We start from the raw sequence: 14,870 nt of genomic DNA, 5'->3' as shown, positions 1-14,870 counted from the left end.
TCAATGTATAATTAAGTAAAAAACCCAAATACAAAATGGAAAATATTTGTCAGTTAAAAATGTAGGAAAAAAATACCAACATATTGATGTCTATGAAGCGGCAAATCAGAGATTGCGGTTTATATTTTCGCATTTTGAACGCGTGATCGTGAGCTTTTCAGGGGGCAAGGATAGCGGGGTGCTATTGAATTTGGTTTTAGACTATGTCAAAACGCACAGAATAAAGAAAAAAATTATTTTGCTTTTTATTGATTTGGAAGCCCAATATAATTATACCATTGCCTATATCCAAAGAATCATTGAAGCCAATCAAAAATACCTTGAAGTCCATTGGTGTTGCTTACCGCTAAACCTACGCAATGCTACGAGTGTGTTTAGCCCATTTTGGACGTGTTGGGATGCAGACAACGCCGATAAATGGGTGCGGGACTATCCAGAGATTCACAATCCCAAAAAAGGCATTTATGTCTGGACGCAGCACAATCACCCATTCAAGTTTTTTAGCTACAAGATGGAATTTGAAGAATTTACGACGATATTTTTGGAGCATTTTGGGAATGATGGCAAAAAAACCATCTGTTTAGTCGGGATTCGTGCTGATGAGAGTTTCAATCGTTTTAGAACCATCGCTTCAAAAACCAAAAGAACCTTCAAAGGCAAGCCATACACCACGCAAGTTGGCAAAGATAGTAGCAATATTTATAATGCTTACCCGATTTATGATTGGACGACTGAAGATGTTTGGATCGCAAACTATCGCTTCAAATGGGATTACAACGAGCTTTATGATTTGTTTTATCAAGCTGGTGTCCCCCTTTCGATGATGCGGATTTGCCAGCCATATGGTGATGATCAAAAAAATGGGCTCAATCTCTTTCGCATTATCGAGCCTGATACGTGGCTAGGCGTGGTCAATCGTGTTAGCGGGGCAAATTTTGGGAATATTTATTGCAAAGATAAAGTAATGGGCTATTATGACGTCAAACTCCCCGAGGGACACACGTGGAAAAGCTATACGAAAATGCTTTTGATGACATTGCCAAAAGAACTTCGGGAGCATTATGTCCATAAATTTATCAAATTTATCCGTTATTGGAACAAAAAAGGTTGCCATATCGGCGAGGAAAGCAGGAAGCTTCCGGGCGTGAAACGGCTAAATCTGTTAAATTCACGAGGCAAGGAGCTTTTTGTTTTTACCAAGATCTTAGATTATGCCCCTAGAAAAATCGAATCTGCCAAAGAAGCATTGACGTGGAGACGTATGGCGGTATGTATCATCAAAAATGACGTGCTTTGTCGGGGACTAAGTTTTGCACAGACAAAAGAGCAACGCCATAAAATTGCTTTAATTATGGAAAAATACAAACGTTTTTAAATGCTACAAAACAAAGGAGACAAGATGCCCACAAAGGATAATTTTCAATCCCCTGTATATAAAGTCATCGCTGTGCCTTTTGAAAAAGTCCGGTCCAATACCTACAACCCCAACCATATCGCCACCCCCGAGATGGCATTGCTATACCAGTCTATACTCAATGATGGCTATACGATGCCGATTGTGTGCTATTACATAGCCGATGAGGACAAATATGAAATCGTCGATGGGTTTCATCGGTATTTGATTATGCGCGAACATCGGGATATCTATGAGCGTGAAAAGGGGCGTTTGCCTGTGGTGGTTATCGATAAGGATATTTCCCATCGGATGGCTTCTACCATACGCCACAATCGTGCCAGAGGTAGCCACGCCGTCGAGCTAATGCAAAAGATTGTTGCTGAGCTTATCGAATGTGGTAAAAGCGATGAATGGATAATGAAAAATATCGGGATGGATGCTGATGAACTCTTGCGCCTCAAGCAAGTCAGTGGCCTAAGCTCGCTATTTGCAAGCAAGGATTTTAGCAAAAGCTGGACGATTTGAGGGGGTGTATTTTATCATTTTCTACTCGATTCACTAACGTGAATCTGAAGACCACTCCGCAAGATGTGAAATCTTGCTTCGTTCCTAAAGTATGGGGTTATTCCCAGCTACCGCTGGTCATCAACCCAGTTTTATAGGTTTTTACTCAATTCAGTTCTTTAAACTGAATCTGAAGACCGCTTTTTGGAGGCAAAGCCCCCGTTCGCTCCCAAAGGATAGGGTTATGAGGGCGTTTCACTTCCTCATCAACCCGTTTTCTAAGGTTTGAAATTTTAAACTGCTTGCCTTTGTCGCTGCTTGTGTGCTGTGAAAAATCGGAAAATTTGACCCGCCCACCCAAAGAGGTTTTAGGAGGGGGCGGGTAGCTTGCTAAGTAGAACCCCACCCCCTCCTAATAGGCGAAGCCTCAAAACATTATTTTTTACTCGATTCGATAAATCAAACCTGAAGACCACTGCGAGCAGTGAAACTGCTTTGTATTCTTGCTTGTCAATCTCTCTTGATCTCGATAAATTCACCCTTTTGGACATCATAAACCTTGTGCGTTGCTAAATCAATACGATAAATCTCTCTAAGAACATTCCCCAAAAAGCCAATCTCAACGATAGAAAGCGTATCAAAATCCGCCTTGATGGGCGTTTTCATTACTTCATTGAAGCGTTTTGCCACACCTGCCATCGCTGTGGTGATGGTTTTATCCAAAGCGTGATCGCTATATACCAAAGTCATATGGGGGCGATAGCGCTCGTGTTTTTGGTTGTTTGTGATCGCATTGATACCACTAACGCCAAAATCTCGGATTTGCGATTGCGCTACTTTATCCAAACCAGCATACACAGGACCTGTGAAGCTTGGTATCGGCGTGGCACGCAAAGGAGCAATGGCAATGGCGACTTCACGATTGTAATCTGCGATTTGATCAAACCCTAGCGATTTTTCTACGCCAATATCAAACCACCACGGCAAGCTTGTATGCGGGCTTGCCTTGATGAAGCTGTAATGGCTTAGATAGAGACTAAATGGCTTTGGGGGAACAGGGAGTGCGTGCAGGATTTTCTCCGGTGTGCTTGGGTCGGGATTATGGATATGAAGCACCGTGATATGGGGGATGTTATACCTCAAGACCTCTTTGAGGAGACCATTTTGCAGGAGCGTTTCTGTGAGGGCACCTTGGGTTTTTTCCAAAACATCACGAACGCTTTTACTAGCCACAGGAAACACCACCCCATAAGTCCGCTCATAAGGCAAAAAATCCTTTTTTGAAAGCGAGGTATTATCCACGCCAAACATCACGCTGAAAGCCAAAACCAAAAAACAAAATGGGAGACAGAAATATTTTTTCATCACAAATCCTTTTTTAAAATTTAGATTTGGCATATCTTAGGTGGATTTGATTGCATTTTGATTGCAATATTGTCATCAAAATGTCGCCTTTTTGGTTTAGCATTTTTTTCATAAATTTCAATACATAAGGAATCACAATGAAAATTTATACCACCGAGTTGATGGCAACAAAAACAGGTTACGCCTCTCATAGCGGTCTTGAGGCTGGCAAAATAAACCGAGCAATCATCATCTTATTGTGCGTTTTGATGGGGATAACAAGCCTATCGGGCAAAACGCTTTATGACAGGGGGATTCGTGGCGATGTGAGTGAATTTGGCGGTAGCAGGCGGCTTTTTGGCGATGTTGGGGCAGAATTACAAAACTTTATTTCTAATAAGCCGGTAAAAAATGTGATTTTACTCATCGGCGATGGGATGGGGGATTCTGAAATCACCATCGCACGCAACTACCACAAAGGGGCGGGGGGATTTTTAGAGGGGATTGATGCTTTGCCATTTAGCGGGCAATATACACATTATTCGCTTGACAAACAAACCTATAAGCCCAATTATGTTACCGATTCTGCGGCTTCAGCAACCGCTTGGAGCACAGGGGTAAAGACCTACAACGGCGCTTTAGGCATTGATGTGTATGGCAAATCGCACAAAACCCTTTTAGAGCTTGCCAAAATCTCAGGCAAAGCCACAGGAAATATCACCACTGCTGAAATCCAAGATGCCACGCCCGCAGCACTTGTTTCGCATATTTCTTCACGCAAATGCTATGGACCTATTGAGACCCAAAAACTCTGCCCAGAATATGCCCTTGAAAACGGCGGGGCAGGCTCGATCACCGAACAAATCCTAGATATCCGCCCTGATGTGACGATGGGCGGGGGTTTGAAAGTATTTTTTCAAAAAACTAATTCTGGAGCGTATAAAGGAAAAACCCTGCTAGAACAAAGCCAAGAGCGAGGTTTTGTAATCGCACGCAATCTCAAAGAACTCCAAGCTATCAAGGTGGCTAATGACAAATCGCCGGTGTTGGGGCTTTTTGCTGATGGGAATCTGCCCGTGCGTTATGAGGGACCCAAAGCGGTCTATCACGGGAATTTAGACAATCCACCGATAAAATGCCAAGCAAATCCAAAGCGAGATAAAACCATCCCAACGCTTGCAGCGATGACACAAAAATCCATCGAGTTGCTTTCTAAAAACAAAAATGGATTTTTCTTGCAAGTTGAGGGTGCGAGCATTGACAAGCAAGACCACGCGGCTAATCCTTGCGGGCAGATAGGTGAGACGATCGATTTGGATGAAGCGGTGCAAGTCGCCTTGGATTTTGCTCGCAAAAACGGCGAAACCCTTGTGATTGTAACCGCTGATCACGCCCATTCTAGCCAGATTATTGGCAAGGATGAAAAAGCACCCGGTCTCACCCAATCGCTCATTACCCACGATGGGGCGGTGATGACTATAAGTTATGGAAACTCTGAAACCGCCTCGCAAGGGCATACGGGCACCCAGCTTCGGATTGCTGCATTTGGCCCGCACGCCATCAATGTCGTGGGCTTGCTTGATCAAACCGATGTGTTTTTTATCATCGCTGATGCGTTAGGGTTGCCTTATAAACGATAGTAGAGCCAACACGGGGGCGAAAAAAATGCTACGAAGAAAAATAAAGCTAAAAAATATTTTTTTGTTTGGGTAGGGATTTGGCGTTTGAAGAGTAAATAAAAATAATAATATGGCGGACAGGGAGGGATTCGAACCCTCGGTAATCTTGCGACTACGCATCCTTAGCAGGGATGTGGTTTCAGCCAACTCACCCACCGGTCCAGCCAATATCCAGATTGTTACCAAAATGGAAAACGCATTCTAAAACAAAAATCATAAATTCCAACTTAACGCCCCAAAAAATCAGCTTGAAAATATGCTAAAATCCCACTTTTAATCAAGCCACAACAAACAAAAGGGTTATCTATGAAATATGCTTTTATTTTCCCCGGTCAAGGCTCACAAAGCATTGGGATGGGTAAAGAATTTTACGACAATTTCAGCCGTGCCAAAGATCTCTTTGAGCAAGCCAGCGAGTGTATCCACACCGATATGAAACAACTCCTTTTTGAAGAAAATGACCAAATCCATCAGACCCAATACACCCAACCAGCGATTTTTCTCATTAGTGCGATCGCTCATAGTATTTTCCAAGAAGAATCCCCCTTGCTCCCAGAAATCGCCCTGGGGCATTCGCTCGGAGAAATCACAGCTTTATCGATCACGGGTGCGCTTTCTTTTGAAAATGCGATAATACTCACGCACAAACGTGGGGCGTTAATGCAAAAAGCTTGCGAGGGCAAAGACGCCGGTATGATGGTCGTTGTGGGCTTGGAAGACAAAAAATTGCAAGATTTTTGCCAGGAGAGCCAAAACGCAGGCAAAAGCCTCTGGTGTGCTAACTACAACGGCGATGGGCAAATCGTGCTTGCGGGCAAAAAATCCGATCTTTCTGAAGCCGAAAGTGCTATCAAGGCGATGGGGGCAAAGCGGGCATTATTATTGCCAATGTCTGTGGCGAGCCATTGCCCGATGTTAGAGGGAATCACCGATGAATTTAGGGAGCTTCTTAACCAAAGCCTTGGTGAAGAATTTTCACTCAGCGTGCTTTCTAATGCGACATTAGAACCCTATAACACCAAGCAAGACGCTATTTGCCTCCTCACTGAGCAACTCATTAAGCCCGTGCTTTATAAGCAATCGATTCAAAAGCTCCAAAACGACATCGATGTGTTTATTGAGTTTGGACACGGCGGGGTGTTAAAAGGGCTGAATAAGCGCCTAAGCGATAAGCCCACCTATAGCGTTGCTAACCTCGCTTCATTGAGCGAGACGATCGCACAAATTCAAAAATAAAGGAAATCAAATGAAAATCGGTATCATCGGGGCGATGCGTGAAGAAATCGTCCCATTGCTAGAGATTTTTGGCAAATACGAAGAAATCTCTTTGGGAGGCAATGTCTTTTACTGCGTCCCTTACAAAAACGCTACGATCTATGTCGCCTACAGCAAAATCGGCAAGGTGCATTCCGCACTGACGGCTTCGAGTATGATTTTGCATTTTGGTTGTGAAAAAATCATATTCAGCGGGGTTGCTGGGGGTTTGCGGGAAGACCTCAAGGTTGGCGATCTTCTGATTGCTACCGAGCTTTGCCAGCACGATGTTGATATTAGTGCGTTTGGGCATCCCCTAGGATTTATCCCAGAAAGTAAAGTTACTATCGCTTCTGACCCTGCGCTCAATGACATCGCAAGGTCTGTGGCTAAACGCTATGAATGCAACCTCAAAGAGGGCAGGATCGCCTCAGGGGATCAATTTATCCATAGTAGCGAGAAAAAACAATGGCTTATAGAGACATTCCAAGCCGATGCTGTCGAGATGGAGGGCGCTAGCGTGGCAGTGGTTTGCGATTTGTTGGGCGTGCCGTTTTGTATATTTCGCTCCATCAGTGATAGTGCCGATGGTGAAGCAGATATGAGCTTTGATGAGTTTTTGGATTCTTCGGCACGGGTGTCGGCAAATTTTGTCAAAAATATGGTCGATACCTTACTGGCATAAGGTGGGGCAATGAGGCAAGCATTTAGTATGATCGAGATGGTCTTTGTTATCGTTATCATCGGGATCATCGCTGCCATCGCTATTCCCAAGCTCTCCATCACACGAGGCGATGCCCAATATGTCGCTGTGCAGAGTGATATTCAGACCATCTTGAGCGCTATCCAGACCAAAGCGCTCACAGAAGATATTGATTTTGCGACCTTGAACGGGGATTTTATCTTTGAAACTGCTGGGCTCAATCCCACGAGATGGATCGCCACCCCCACTGGCGTGCGCCTGGCTAAAAATGGCGCAATCGATACAGCCAATGATTGCGTGCGTATCGACTTTGCTAATGATATGCTCGAATTTTCCATCGGTGGGGTGGTTACTTCTGCCCTATGCAAAAAACTCGCCAAAATCTATACAAAAAAAGTCTCCATTCCCTTGAATAATGGCTCGATCAATTTCTAAGGCGTTTAGTCTGATCGAGATTGTTTTTGCGGTTGTGGTTCTTGGGATTATCCTCTCATTCGCACTCCCGCGATTTTCTGCGAATGCTAAAATCTGTGAAATCCAGCTTAGTTCTAAGCTCGGCGTGTTGCAAAGTAGGCTCGCAATGCTTTTTACCCAAGCACAATTTGAAAATAAACAAGCCGATATTGGCGAGATCTTTGCCCTCCTTAATTCGCTTAATCAGGCAGGTTCGGCGGAGTGTTTTTTGCGATTTGACCCCCAAAGTCGGCGTATTTTGGCACGCTCGCATTCCCAAAGCACGATTTTTACCATCTCGCCCAATGACTTTTCAGAAAATCCAAAAATATCTTGCCCGCTAGAGGACGCTTTATGCAAAAAAATCAGCTTCAAGACAAAGCGAAAATAACATCGCTGGGGGCAAAAGGCGGGCAGGAAAAAACGGACAAAAAAGAGAAAACAGGGAAAAACCGCTGAAGTATAATGGGAGAGACACAAGGTTTTTGCTTTGTGGGGTTGAGGTTTTAATAAAAACCTATGAAACTTATCTCGAACACACAAACTATGCTTGGGTATTTACCTATTAAGGGGAAGGGGGGCTTAAATTGCGAAGTCCGCCCCCCTTTCCCCTTAAACCCCTACCCCCTGACCCGCCCCCTTAGTAGATAAGGTAACAGGGCGTAGATTGCTTTTTTGCTAGCAATTCCATATTTCAAACCTTAGAAACTTATCTCGAATATTCAATGCAAGCTTGAATATGAGATGGTAGCTTTAGGAGCGAAGTAAGATAAAGCGTCTTGCGGAGCAGTCAAGAGAATTTAGTTTGCAAAAACTGAATCGAGTAAAACATAATAAATTCTAATCCCCTGCGGTTTAAAAAAATAGGGAATATTTATTTTTCAAAACCTTTGGCGTTTCTCGCCCAAAGATTTTATAAGCTTTTATCTATTTGAGGCGATATAAAACAGCACCATATTTTCCTTTTTTTCCTGTGCGTTCAGCAAAATCTTTCATTTCTAGAACATTCCCAATAAGATACCAAATCTCTTCAAATCCTTGCCTGCGTTCTAAAATATCCCTTTTGCTAAACTCAGCTTTGCCTATTTCTTCTTTAACAATTTTACGGATCAATTCTTTTCGCTCAGGAATACTGAGAGCTATAAAATTTTTAGCATCTTGATTGTCGCTAGAGATAGTTTCATCAGGCTTGTCTTGTAGTTGGTAAAGCTCACCAAAGGCTTTTTTGAGGTATTTTTTGCATTTATCTTTTACGGACTGATGGACCTGTTTTATCCCGAAAGAATCTTTGAGAGCTTTTGCAAAACATTCTGCTAATTCATCGCTAGGACTCTTGATTTCTTCGCAAAGCTTATCAAACACCTTTTGATAAACCTTATTTTCTTTCCCCCATTTCCTTATTTTCTCCAAATCGATTGTGTTATAAGAAAAATCTTCAAGCTTTGCCAAATCCGCCTCGCTATGGTTTTTCAAATCAAAAACAAAAAACGGCTCGCTATCGAGTCTATTTCTCTCAAAATTTGAGAAAAATCGATATTCCACCCCATCAGTAAGTAAAACAATCGTGCTACTTTCTGTCGCAGTAAAATACCATTCAATCTGTTGTTTAAATTTTTCCTTATCTAAATTTTCTCCATAGGCTTTAGCCTCTATCAGTATTAATGGCTTTTCATCTTTATAAATAACGCAGTCTATTCTGTCATTATCTTGTTTTCTGCTACCTGCGGTTACCTCACGACCATAACATTTTGGACTTTGTGTATCATATCCCAGAGCCCTTAAAAACGGCTCAATAAGGGAAGTTATTGTTTGGGCTTCCTTGTTTTTTATAGGCTTTATAAAATCAGAGTTGAAAATTTCCTCTTGAAGCCTTTCAATTTCTTTTACATTCATCTTCACTCCTTTGAATTTTTATTCGTTTTTGTCATTACCATTGTTGATGATGATAGTTTGGGGTGGTTGGGGCTTACTGGTGCAAGCCATTACCAAAGCGATAATCCAGCCAATGACAACCCAGCGGGCGAAGAAATTGACAAGAAAAACGCCCATCGTATTGTGTTTGCGCAAAATTGCGATGATGGTAGGCAAAAAATAAAACACAAATCCCATAATAAAAAGAAATACAACTAAAAAAATACTCATACCAGCAATGGCAACATCAGACATAAAAACCCCTTTATTTTTAAAAATTTTGTAAGTATTCTAGGTAATGTTTCCTTAAATAAATAATAATTTAGGCAATATTTACCTAATTTGTTTTGAAATATTTTTTGATTATACTACATCAAAAACTCCAGAGGCATACGATGAAACTCACCCAGCAAGACATTGTCGCCCATCTTAGCATTGACCCTAAGACCTTATGCAATTGATGTAAAAAGTAAGTTCTATTGATCGGTTTAATTTTTTTTGAATCAAAAGGTTGCTAAGATTCGCAAAAGGATTCAATAATGAAAGTAACACTCAAACATTTTACCCCCCTTGAAGTCTGTTCGATGGCGATCCGCACCTGTTGGCAAAGCTTTGATAAATCCGATGATGGCGGGGAAAAAGACCTCGCCCTGATTGATCGTGTCGGCAACAAAAACAAGCACGCCAGCACGCTCGAACATCTCTATTACAATTTTTACATTCAAGGGATCAGCCGTGCGTGCCTCCAAGAGCTCGCACGCCATCGGATGGCGAGCTTTAGTGTCAAATCCTCCCGCTATACCCTCAAAGAAATCAAAGAAGAAGCTAGCTTTTTGCCTATTGATGAAGCCAACCTTGCCCGTGCGGAAAAATATCTTGTTTTTACGCCCAATGAACGGGTGAATATCGCTGCAGTCCAGGCGCTTGAAAACCTACGGGAAATCCTATGTGCAAACATACACAACGACTTTGCCAAATACGCAATGCCAGAATCTTACAAAACCGAACTCCACTGGAGTATCAACGCTAGAAGCCTGCAAAATTTCCTCGAGCTTCGCACGGCAAGAGCTGCCCTTTGGGAGATCCAAAAGCTTGCCCATTGTATTTATGAGGCATTGCCCCCAACGCACAAATATATTTTTGAAGAAAAAATCACCCAACCCTACGAAAAAAACAAGGATGGCAATGCAAACCCTAACGATTGTTGATACCTTTGGATTCTTTTTTCGCAGTTTCTACGCACTCCCACCGCTAAAAAATGCCGAGGGCTTCCCCACAGGGCTTTTGATGGGCTTTGCCAATCTGATTATGAACCTGCATAAAGAGGGTATTTCTGATTACATCGTTTTTGCCCTTGAAGGGCAGGGGCAGAGCAAACGAAAAGAATTTTATCCCGCTTACAAAGCTACACGAGTCCAAGCCCCCCAAGATCTGCTAATGCAACTCCCTATTGCGATTGAGTGGATAAAAAAAATGGGCTTTTTGAACTTGAGTTTTGAGGGCTACGAAGCCGATGACGCCATCGCTTCTTTGGATAAAATCGCCAATAAAAACAACATTGATGTGCGTATCATTAGCCACGACAAGGACCTCTACCAGCTCATCGATGGGAATACCTATCTTTATGACCCCATCAAAAAAACCGATATTCGTGAAAAAGAATGTATCAGCAAATACGGCGTTCCCCCATCGGCATTTATCGATTATCAAAGCTTAGTCGGTGATAGCAGTGATAATGTCCCCGGAATCAAGGGTATTGGCGCAAAAACCGCCCAAAAGCTCATCGAGACATTTGGGAGCTTGGAGGGGATTTATGCTAACCTCGATAAAATCGCTGCGATCACAAGCCCAAGGATTGCCAATCTCATCACACAGGGCAAGGAGATGGCGTATTTGAGTAAAGAACTCGTGAGTCTCAAAACCGATTTGTTGCAAGATTTTGACCTGCAATCTTGCAAAATGCCTGTGCAAAACCCGCTCCTAAATATCGCTGATGAACTCGAACGTTACGAATTTATCAAGATAGTCCAAAGGCTCAAAGGGATGCCAATGAGCCAACCAGCCAAGGTTTTTAAAGCCAAATCCAAAGGCATTGGCGGGCTGAATGCTTCATCAAAATCACGCTTCTGCTACACCCCCCATCTCATCAATGACCCCGCTAAACTTTTCGCAATCCTTGAAGCAATCCCTGCCGAACAAGAAATCTCTTATGATTGTGAGACCAACTCGCTTGATGTCCAAAATGCCCTAATGGTAGGATTTAGCTTTTGTGTGGATAGGGAAAATGGCTATTATGTCCCCATCGCTCATAATTATCTCGGTGTGGAAACGCAGATTTCACAAGAACACGCCAAAAAAGCTATCGAAAAAATCTTTTCTCACCCCCTCATCGGGCATAATCTCAAATTTGATCTCCTCATCGCACAAAACAACTTCAACCTCGAGCCCAAAAAGCCCATCAAGGATTCGATGGTGCTCGCTTGGTTGCTTGATAGCGTGATGAGTGTCGGGCTAGACAACCAGATGGAAAGGTGGTTTAATCACAAGATGATTGCATTTGAAGAGATTGTTCCTAAGGGGCAGGATTTTTCTAGCGTCCATCTTGATATTGCTGCCAAATACGCTAGTGAAGACGCTGTGGCGAGTGTAAATCTGTATTGGCGTTTGATTGAAGAGCTCAAAACCCAAGGGCTTGATTCGCTCATCTATATCGCTGAAACGATGGAATTTCCGTTTATCGAAGTCCTCAAAGATATGGAAACCAATGGTATCAAAATCAATGTGGCGTGGTTTGAAAAACTCAAAGATGAGCTTTCTATCAAGCTCGCCCAAATCCAAAGCAGGATTTTTGAGCATACCGGCTATGATTTCAATCTCAACTCCCCCAAACAGCTCGCCGAAGTGCTATTTACCCGATTAGGACTCAAAGCTATCCGACAAATCAAGGGCGGGTATAGCACCGATGAGCAGACGCTTGAAAGCTTGATTGACGCCCACCCTATCATCCCGGAAATAATGGAATATCGTGAGATTTTTAAGCTCAAAAATACCTATATCGAACCCCTACTCAAGCACCACAACGATGAAGACAAGATCCATACATCATTTTTGCAGACAGGCACAGCTACTGGTAGGCTAAGCTCCAAATCGCCTAATCTCCAAAATATCCCCGTTCGCACCGAAGCGGGCAAGCAAATACGGGAGGGATTTATCGTTAGTGATGATAAAAATACGCTTTTGAGTGTGGATTATTCCCAAATCGAACTCCGATTGCTCGCGCATTTTTGCGGGGACAAAAATTTGGTCGATTCTTTTGTGTGCGACAAGGACATCCATACCGAAACAGCTATCAGGATTTTTGGTGAGGAAAATGCCAAAGAAAAGCGCGCGATTGCCAAGTCGATCAATTTTGGTTTGATCTATGGGATGGGTTCAAGGAAACTGGCTAAAACGCTCAAAATCTCCCCAAAAGAAGCCAAAAGTTATATTGATAGTTATTTTGAATCATTCCCAACGGTGAAAAATTTTCTCAAATCCCAAGAAGAGGAGATCTTGAGAAATGGTTACGCGCAGACACTGCTAGGACATCGGAGGTATTTTGACTTTAGCAGTGCGACAGATTTTATGAAAGCCAACTACCTCCGGGAGGGTATCAATTCGATATTTCAAGGGAGTGCAGCCGATCTCATCAAACTCGCAATGCTTAAAATCCACCAGCATTTTAAAAACTCGCCTGTGAAGATGTTGCTCCAAGTGCACGATGAATTGATTTTTGAACTGCCAAAAGACCTCGTGCAAGAGGCTTCAAGAGATATTGAAACAATGATGAATAACATCTATACGCTCAATGTCCCCCTCAAATGCGGGATCGCTATTGGCGATAATTGGGCAGCACTGAAATAATTGCGATTGACTGAGAAATAGCCATCAGAGAGAGGTGTGAAGCTAAAATAACCCTGAAAGCTTCCTGCCTCCGGAGTTATTTTAAGTTTTGGGCGTCCTGCTATGCTCCTTATAGTCGCCATCGCTCCTCCTGTTATCAAGGAAGTTTTAGAGATTTCTACTTAATTTTATTTTGCCAACCCAATCAACATAACCCCCGCATTTCAGGTCTATTTCCAAACAAACCGAGTAGAATACAAATACAAAAAATCAGCTTGAACGATGAGAGCAACACAAAAATTTCACAAAAGGAAAAAAATGTTTAAAAAAATTAAAAGCAAGTTTAATACATTTAAATTCATCTTTGAGAATGAATGCTATGATGTTATTATCCATAAGTTGTTAGGAAATCACAGCAACGCCCTGCCTTTCAAAGAAAATCACCGCTATATTATTTTGAGTTCGCACGGCACAGGACTTAGCTCATTTCTTTCTTTTATGATGGAAACTTCTAAAATCAAAGCGACAGACTGCAGGACTACTGAAAAGCTCGTGCGGGGGGGGGGGGCATAAATCCTTTCGTGCATTATTCTTCAAACACCCCATCCTTTCAATCAAACAAATACTAAAAAATTTCATTTTTTCTCAAGATGAAACTACCATTGGACCAAGTGATGCGATATGGATTGATTATGCGATAAGCTTTCCTTTTATAATGTATAAATGCGATGGTTTAGTTATTGAGCAGGCGTTTGATAAGCCACGCCATCAAGATAGCAAAAAAATGCTCAAAAGATTGAAGAAAAAAGTCCCCATCATCTGGCTTGTTCGTGATCCGATTGAAATCATCAAGTCTTATGCGAATCTCATCATTCTAAGAAATTTTAAAGAGGCTAATGATATGTCTGGACTTATCAAATATCTCCTAGATGACACATCTTACACGATTGATTTTGATAATATTTATAGCCAAGTATCACATTTAAAAAGCAAACTTTTTATCTTTGATACCAAAGATATCAGTGGGGAAACCAACATCAAGCGCACGATGGATTTTGTTGCCAAAGAGCTTGAATTGGGGGATTTTATGCCAGATAATCACGGCATCCACGGCAATGAAATCTCACGTATCTTTCCTATCAAACTAGCAATTAACCTCCAACACTATAGCCATACCAATATGCCTACAGAAGCCTATGTGCTTATTGCTCCATATGGTAGATTGAAGCGCCTTGAACACGAAGATGATCACGATTTTTTCTTTAGACTGCAAAATAAAGATTTAAGTTCTTGTGTCTTTGTCAAAAGAAAGATATTTTTAGACGATACTATTGTTTTAGAAGAGCTTCAAAATTACCCTTTGCACGTTGCTTGCGTGGGTAAAAATAGAAAAATTTTGTATGAAGAAATAACAAAAAATCCAAAGATTTTCCAAGATATTATCACGAGAGTGAAAAACCACTACCAGATGATGATGCCTATTATCAATCACGCCAAAAATTATACTATCAGCGCAGATTTTCTGATTGATTTTATCCTCAAAGACCCCGAGCTTGCCAAAACGCTCTATGAAAAAATCACGTATCAAGCCAAAACTATCAAAGAGCTTGCGCCACATATTTATGATTTATGGAAATACACACATCAATTTATCAGGCTTTATGAGGACAAATATGGCAAATAGAGACACAAAGGGTGCAAACCAAATGCAAGGCTAAGTTGGATCTATAAATAATGTTTTTTA

General features: G+C 42.0%; 14 protein-coding genes and 1 tRNA gene. 11 read left to right on the top strand and 4 right to left on the bottom strand.

The genetic code is table 11. The annotated features are described in order from the left end of the window. The first annotated feature begins 46 nt into the window (after positions 1-46). Both BJI48_RS01730 and BJI48_RS01725 read left to right on the top strand, forming a co-directional pair. Positions 47-1,375 carry a DUF3440 domain-containing protein gene (locus tag BJI48_RS01730; protein WP_095331215.1) on the top strand — a complete coding sequence of 443 codons (1,329 nt, stop codon included), beginning with the start codon at positions 47-49 and terminating at the stop codon, positions 1,373-1,375. A gap of 24 nt (positions 1,376-1,399) precedes the next feature. Beyond that, a complete protein-coding gene (locus tag BJI48_RS01725) occupies positions 1,400-1,921 on the top strand; it encodes a ParB/RepB/Spo0J family partition protein (RefSeq protein WP_095331213.1) in 522 nt (173 codons plus the stop codon). Positions 1,922-2,410: 489 nt separating this feature from the next. Here the strand turns inward: BJI48_RS01725 and BJI48_RS01715 are convergent, their stop codons facing one another. After that, on the bottom strand, positions 2,411-3,265 hold the full coding sequence (locus BJI48_RS01715) for a hypothetical protein (protein WP_095331209.1): 855 nt from the start codon (positions 3,263-3,265) through the stop codon (positions 2,411-2,413). Between the two features lie 137 nt (positions 3,266-3,402). Here BJI48_RS01715 and phoA point away from each other — a divergent pair, with 137 nt between their 5' ends. Beyond that, a complete protein-coding gene (gene phoA, locus BJI48_RS01710; protein ID WP_219350121.1) occupies positions 3,403-4,884 on the top strand; it encodes an alkaline phosphatase in 1,482 nt (493 codons plus the stop codon). A 110-nt stretch (positions 4,885-4,994) separates the two neighbouring features. On the opposite strand, the gene BJI48_RS01705 is transcribed toward phoA, so the two are convergent. Then, positions 4,995-5,085: transfer RNA gene (locus BJI48_RS01705), tRNA-Ser, on the bottom strand. 144 nt (positions 5,086-5,229) lie between these two features. On the opposite strand from BJI48_RS01705, the gene fabD reads away from it, so the two are divergent. The 4 genes from fabD to BJI48_RS01685 are packed head-to-tail and all read left to right on the top strand — an operon-like array spanning position 5,230 to position 7,724. After that, positions 5,230-6,159: an ACP S-malonyltransferase gene (gene fabD / locus BJI48_RS01700; protein WP_095331207.1), complete on the top strand. Its 930-nt coding sequence runs from the start codon at positions 5,230-5,232 to the stop codon at positions 6,157-6,159. Positions 6,160-6,169: 10 nt separating this feature from the next. Next, positions 6,170-6,862 (top strand): 5'-methylthioadenosine/adenosylhomocysteine nucleosidase, encoded by a 693-nt coding sequence (locus BJI48_RS01695; protein ID WP_095331206.1) that lies wholly within the window; start codon positions 6,170-6,172, stop codon positions 6,860-6,862. A gap of 9 nt (positions 6,863-6,871) precedes the next feature. Beyond that, positions 6,872-7,315 carry a prepilin-type N-terminal cleavage/methylation domain-containing protein gene (locus BJI48_RS01690; protein WP_095331204.1) on the top strand — a complete coding sequence of 148 codons (444 nt, stop codon included), beginning with the start codon at positions 6,872-6,874 and terminating at the stop codon, positions 7,313-7,315. Next, positions 7,296-7,724, top strand: coding sequence for a type II secretion system protein (locus BJI48_RS01685; RefSeq protein WP_095331202.1), 429 nt, complete (start codon positions 7,296-7,298; stop codon positions 7,722-7,724). The genes BJI48_RS01690 and BJI48_RS01685 overlap by 20 nt, the downstream gene beginning before the upstream one ends. 536 nt (positions 7,725-8,260) lie before the next feature. Here the strand turns inward: BJI48_RS01685 and BJI48_RS01680 are convergent. Continuing rightward, the gene (locus BJI48_RS01680) at positions 8,261-9,226 is read right to left on the bottom strand and encodes a type I restriction endonuclease (protein WP_095331200.1); all 966 of its coding nucleotides are present in this window, start codon (positions 9,224-9,226) and stop codon (positions 8,261-8,263) included. An 18-nt stretch (positions 9,227-9,244) separates the two neighbouring features. Then, positions 9,245-9,499, bottom strand: coding sequence for a superinfection immunity protein (locus BJI48_RS01675; protein ID WP_219350120.1), 255 nt, complete (start codon positions 9,497-9,499; stop codon positions 9,245-9,247). A 284-nt stretch (positions 9,500-9,783) separates the two neighbouring features. Here BJI48_RS01675 and thyX point away from each other — a divergent pair, with 284 nt between their 5' ends. From thyX to BJI48_RS01655, 4 genes are all read left to right on the top strand, one after another. After that, complete coding sequence (thyX, locus tag BJI48_RS01670) at positions 9,784-10,452, top strand: FAD-dependent thymidylate synthase (protein WP_095331198.1); 669 nt, start codon at positions 9,784-9,786, stop codon at positions 10,450-10,452. Next, a complete protein-coding gene (polA, locus tag BJI48_RS01665; protein WP_095331196.1) occupies positions 10,430-13,147 on the top strand; it encodes a DNA polymerase I in 2,718 nt (905 codons plus the stop codon). Before thyX ends, polA begins: the two co-directional genes overlap by 23 nt. A gap of 297 nt (positions 13,148-13,444) precedes the next feature. After that, complete coding sequence (locus BJI48_RS01660; protein ID WP_095331194.1) at positions 13,445-13,699, top strand: hypothetical protein; 255 nt, start codon at positions 13,445-13,447, stop codon at positions 13,697-13,699. A 142-nt stretch (positions 13,700-13,841) separates the two neighbouring features. Next, on the top strand, positions 13,842-14,810 hold the full coding sequence (locus tag BJI48_RS01655; RefSeq protein ID WP_095331192.1) for a DUF2972 domain-containing protein: 969 nt from the start codon (positions 13,842-13,844) through the stop codon (positions 14,808-14,810). The last annotated feature ends 60 nt before the right edge of the window (positions 14,811-14,870 follow it).

The organism is Helicobacter sp. 11S02596-1 (assembly GCF_002272825.1).
Lineage (GTDB): Bacteria > Campylobacterota > Campylobacteria > Campylobacterales > Helicobacteraceae > Helicobacter_J.
Note: the sequence above shows the minus strand (reverse complement) of the source record. Positions and strands in the feature narration are given on the sequence as shown.

Bases quoted from the DNA above. Each gene is read 5' to 3' on its own strand.
- BJI48_RS01725 (WP_095331213.1), top strand. From the start codon at position 1,400: ATGCCCACAAAGGATAATTTTCAATCCCCTGTATATAAAGTCATCGCT.
- BJI48_RS01715 (WP_095331209.1), bottom strand. From the start codon at position 3,265: ATGAAAAAATATTTCTGTCTCCCATTTTGTTTTTTGGTTTTGGCTTTC.
- phoA (WP_219350121.1), top strand. From the start codon at position 3,403: ATGAAAATTTATACCACCGAGTTGATGGCAACAAAAACAGGTTACGCC.
- fabD (WP_095331207.1), top strand. From the start codon at position 5,230: ATGAAATATGCTTTTATTTTCCCCGGTCAAGGCTCACAAAGCATTGGG.
- BJI48_RS01695 (WP_095331206.1), top strand. From the start codon at position 6,170: ATGAAAATCGGTATCATCGGGGCGATGCGTGAAGAAATCGTCCCATTG.
- BJI48_RS01690 (WP_095331204.1), top strand. From the start codon at position 6,872: ATGAGGCAAGCATTTAGTATGATCGAGATGGTCTTTGTTATCGTTATC.
- BJI48_RS01685 (WP_095331202.1), top strand. From the start codon at position 7,296: ATGGCTCGATCAATTTCTAAGGCGTTTAGTCTGATCGAGATTGTTTTT.
- BJI48_RS01680 (WP_095331200.1), bottom strand. From the start codon at position 9,226: ATGAATGTAAAAGAAATTGAAAGGCTTCAAGAGGAAATTTTCAACTCT.
- BJI48_RS01675 (WP_219350120.1), bottom strand. From the start codon at position 9,499: ATGTCTGATGTTGCCATTGCTGGTATGAGTATTTTTTTAGTTGTATTT.
- thyX (WP_095331198.1), top strand. From the start codon at position 9,784: ATGAAAGTAACACTCAAACATTTTACCCCCCTTGAAGTCTGTTCGATG.
- polA (WP_095331196.1), top strand. From the start codon at position 10,430: ATGCAAACCCTAACGATTGTTGATACCTTTGGATTCTTTTTTCGCAGT.
- BJI48_RS01660 (WP_095331194.1), top strand. From the start codon at position 13,445: ATGTTTAAAAAAATTAAAAGCAAGTTTAATACATTTAAATTCATCTTT.
- BJI48_RS01655 (WP_095331192.1), top strand. From the start codon at position 13,842: ATGTATAAATGCGATGGTTTAGTTATTGAGCAGGCGTTTGATAAGCCA.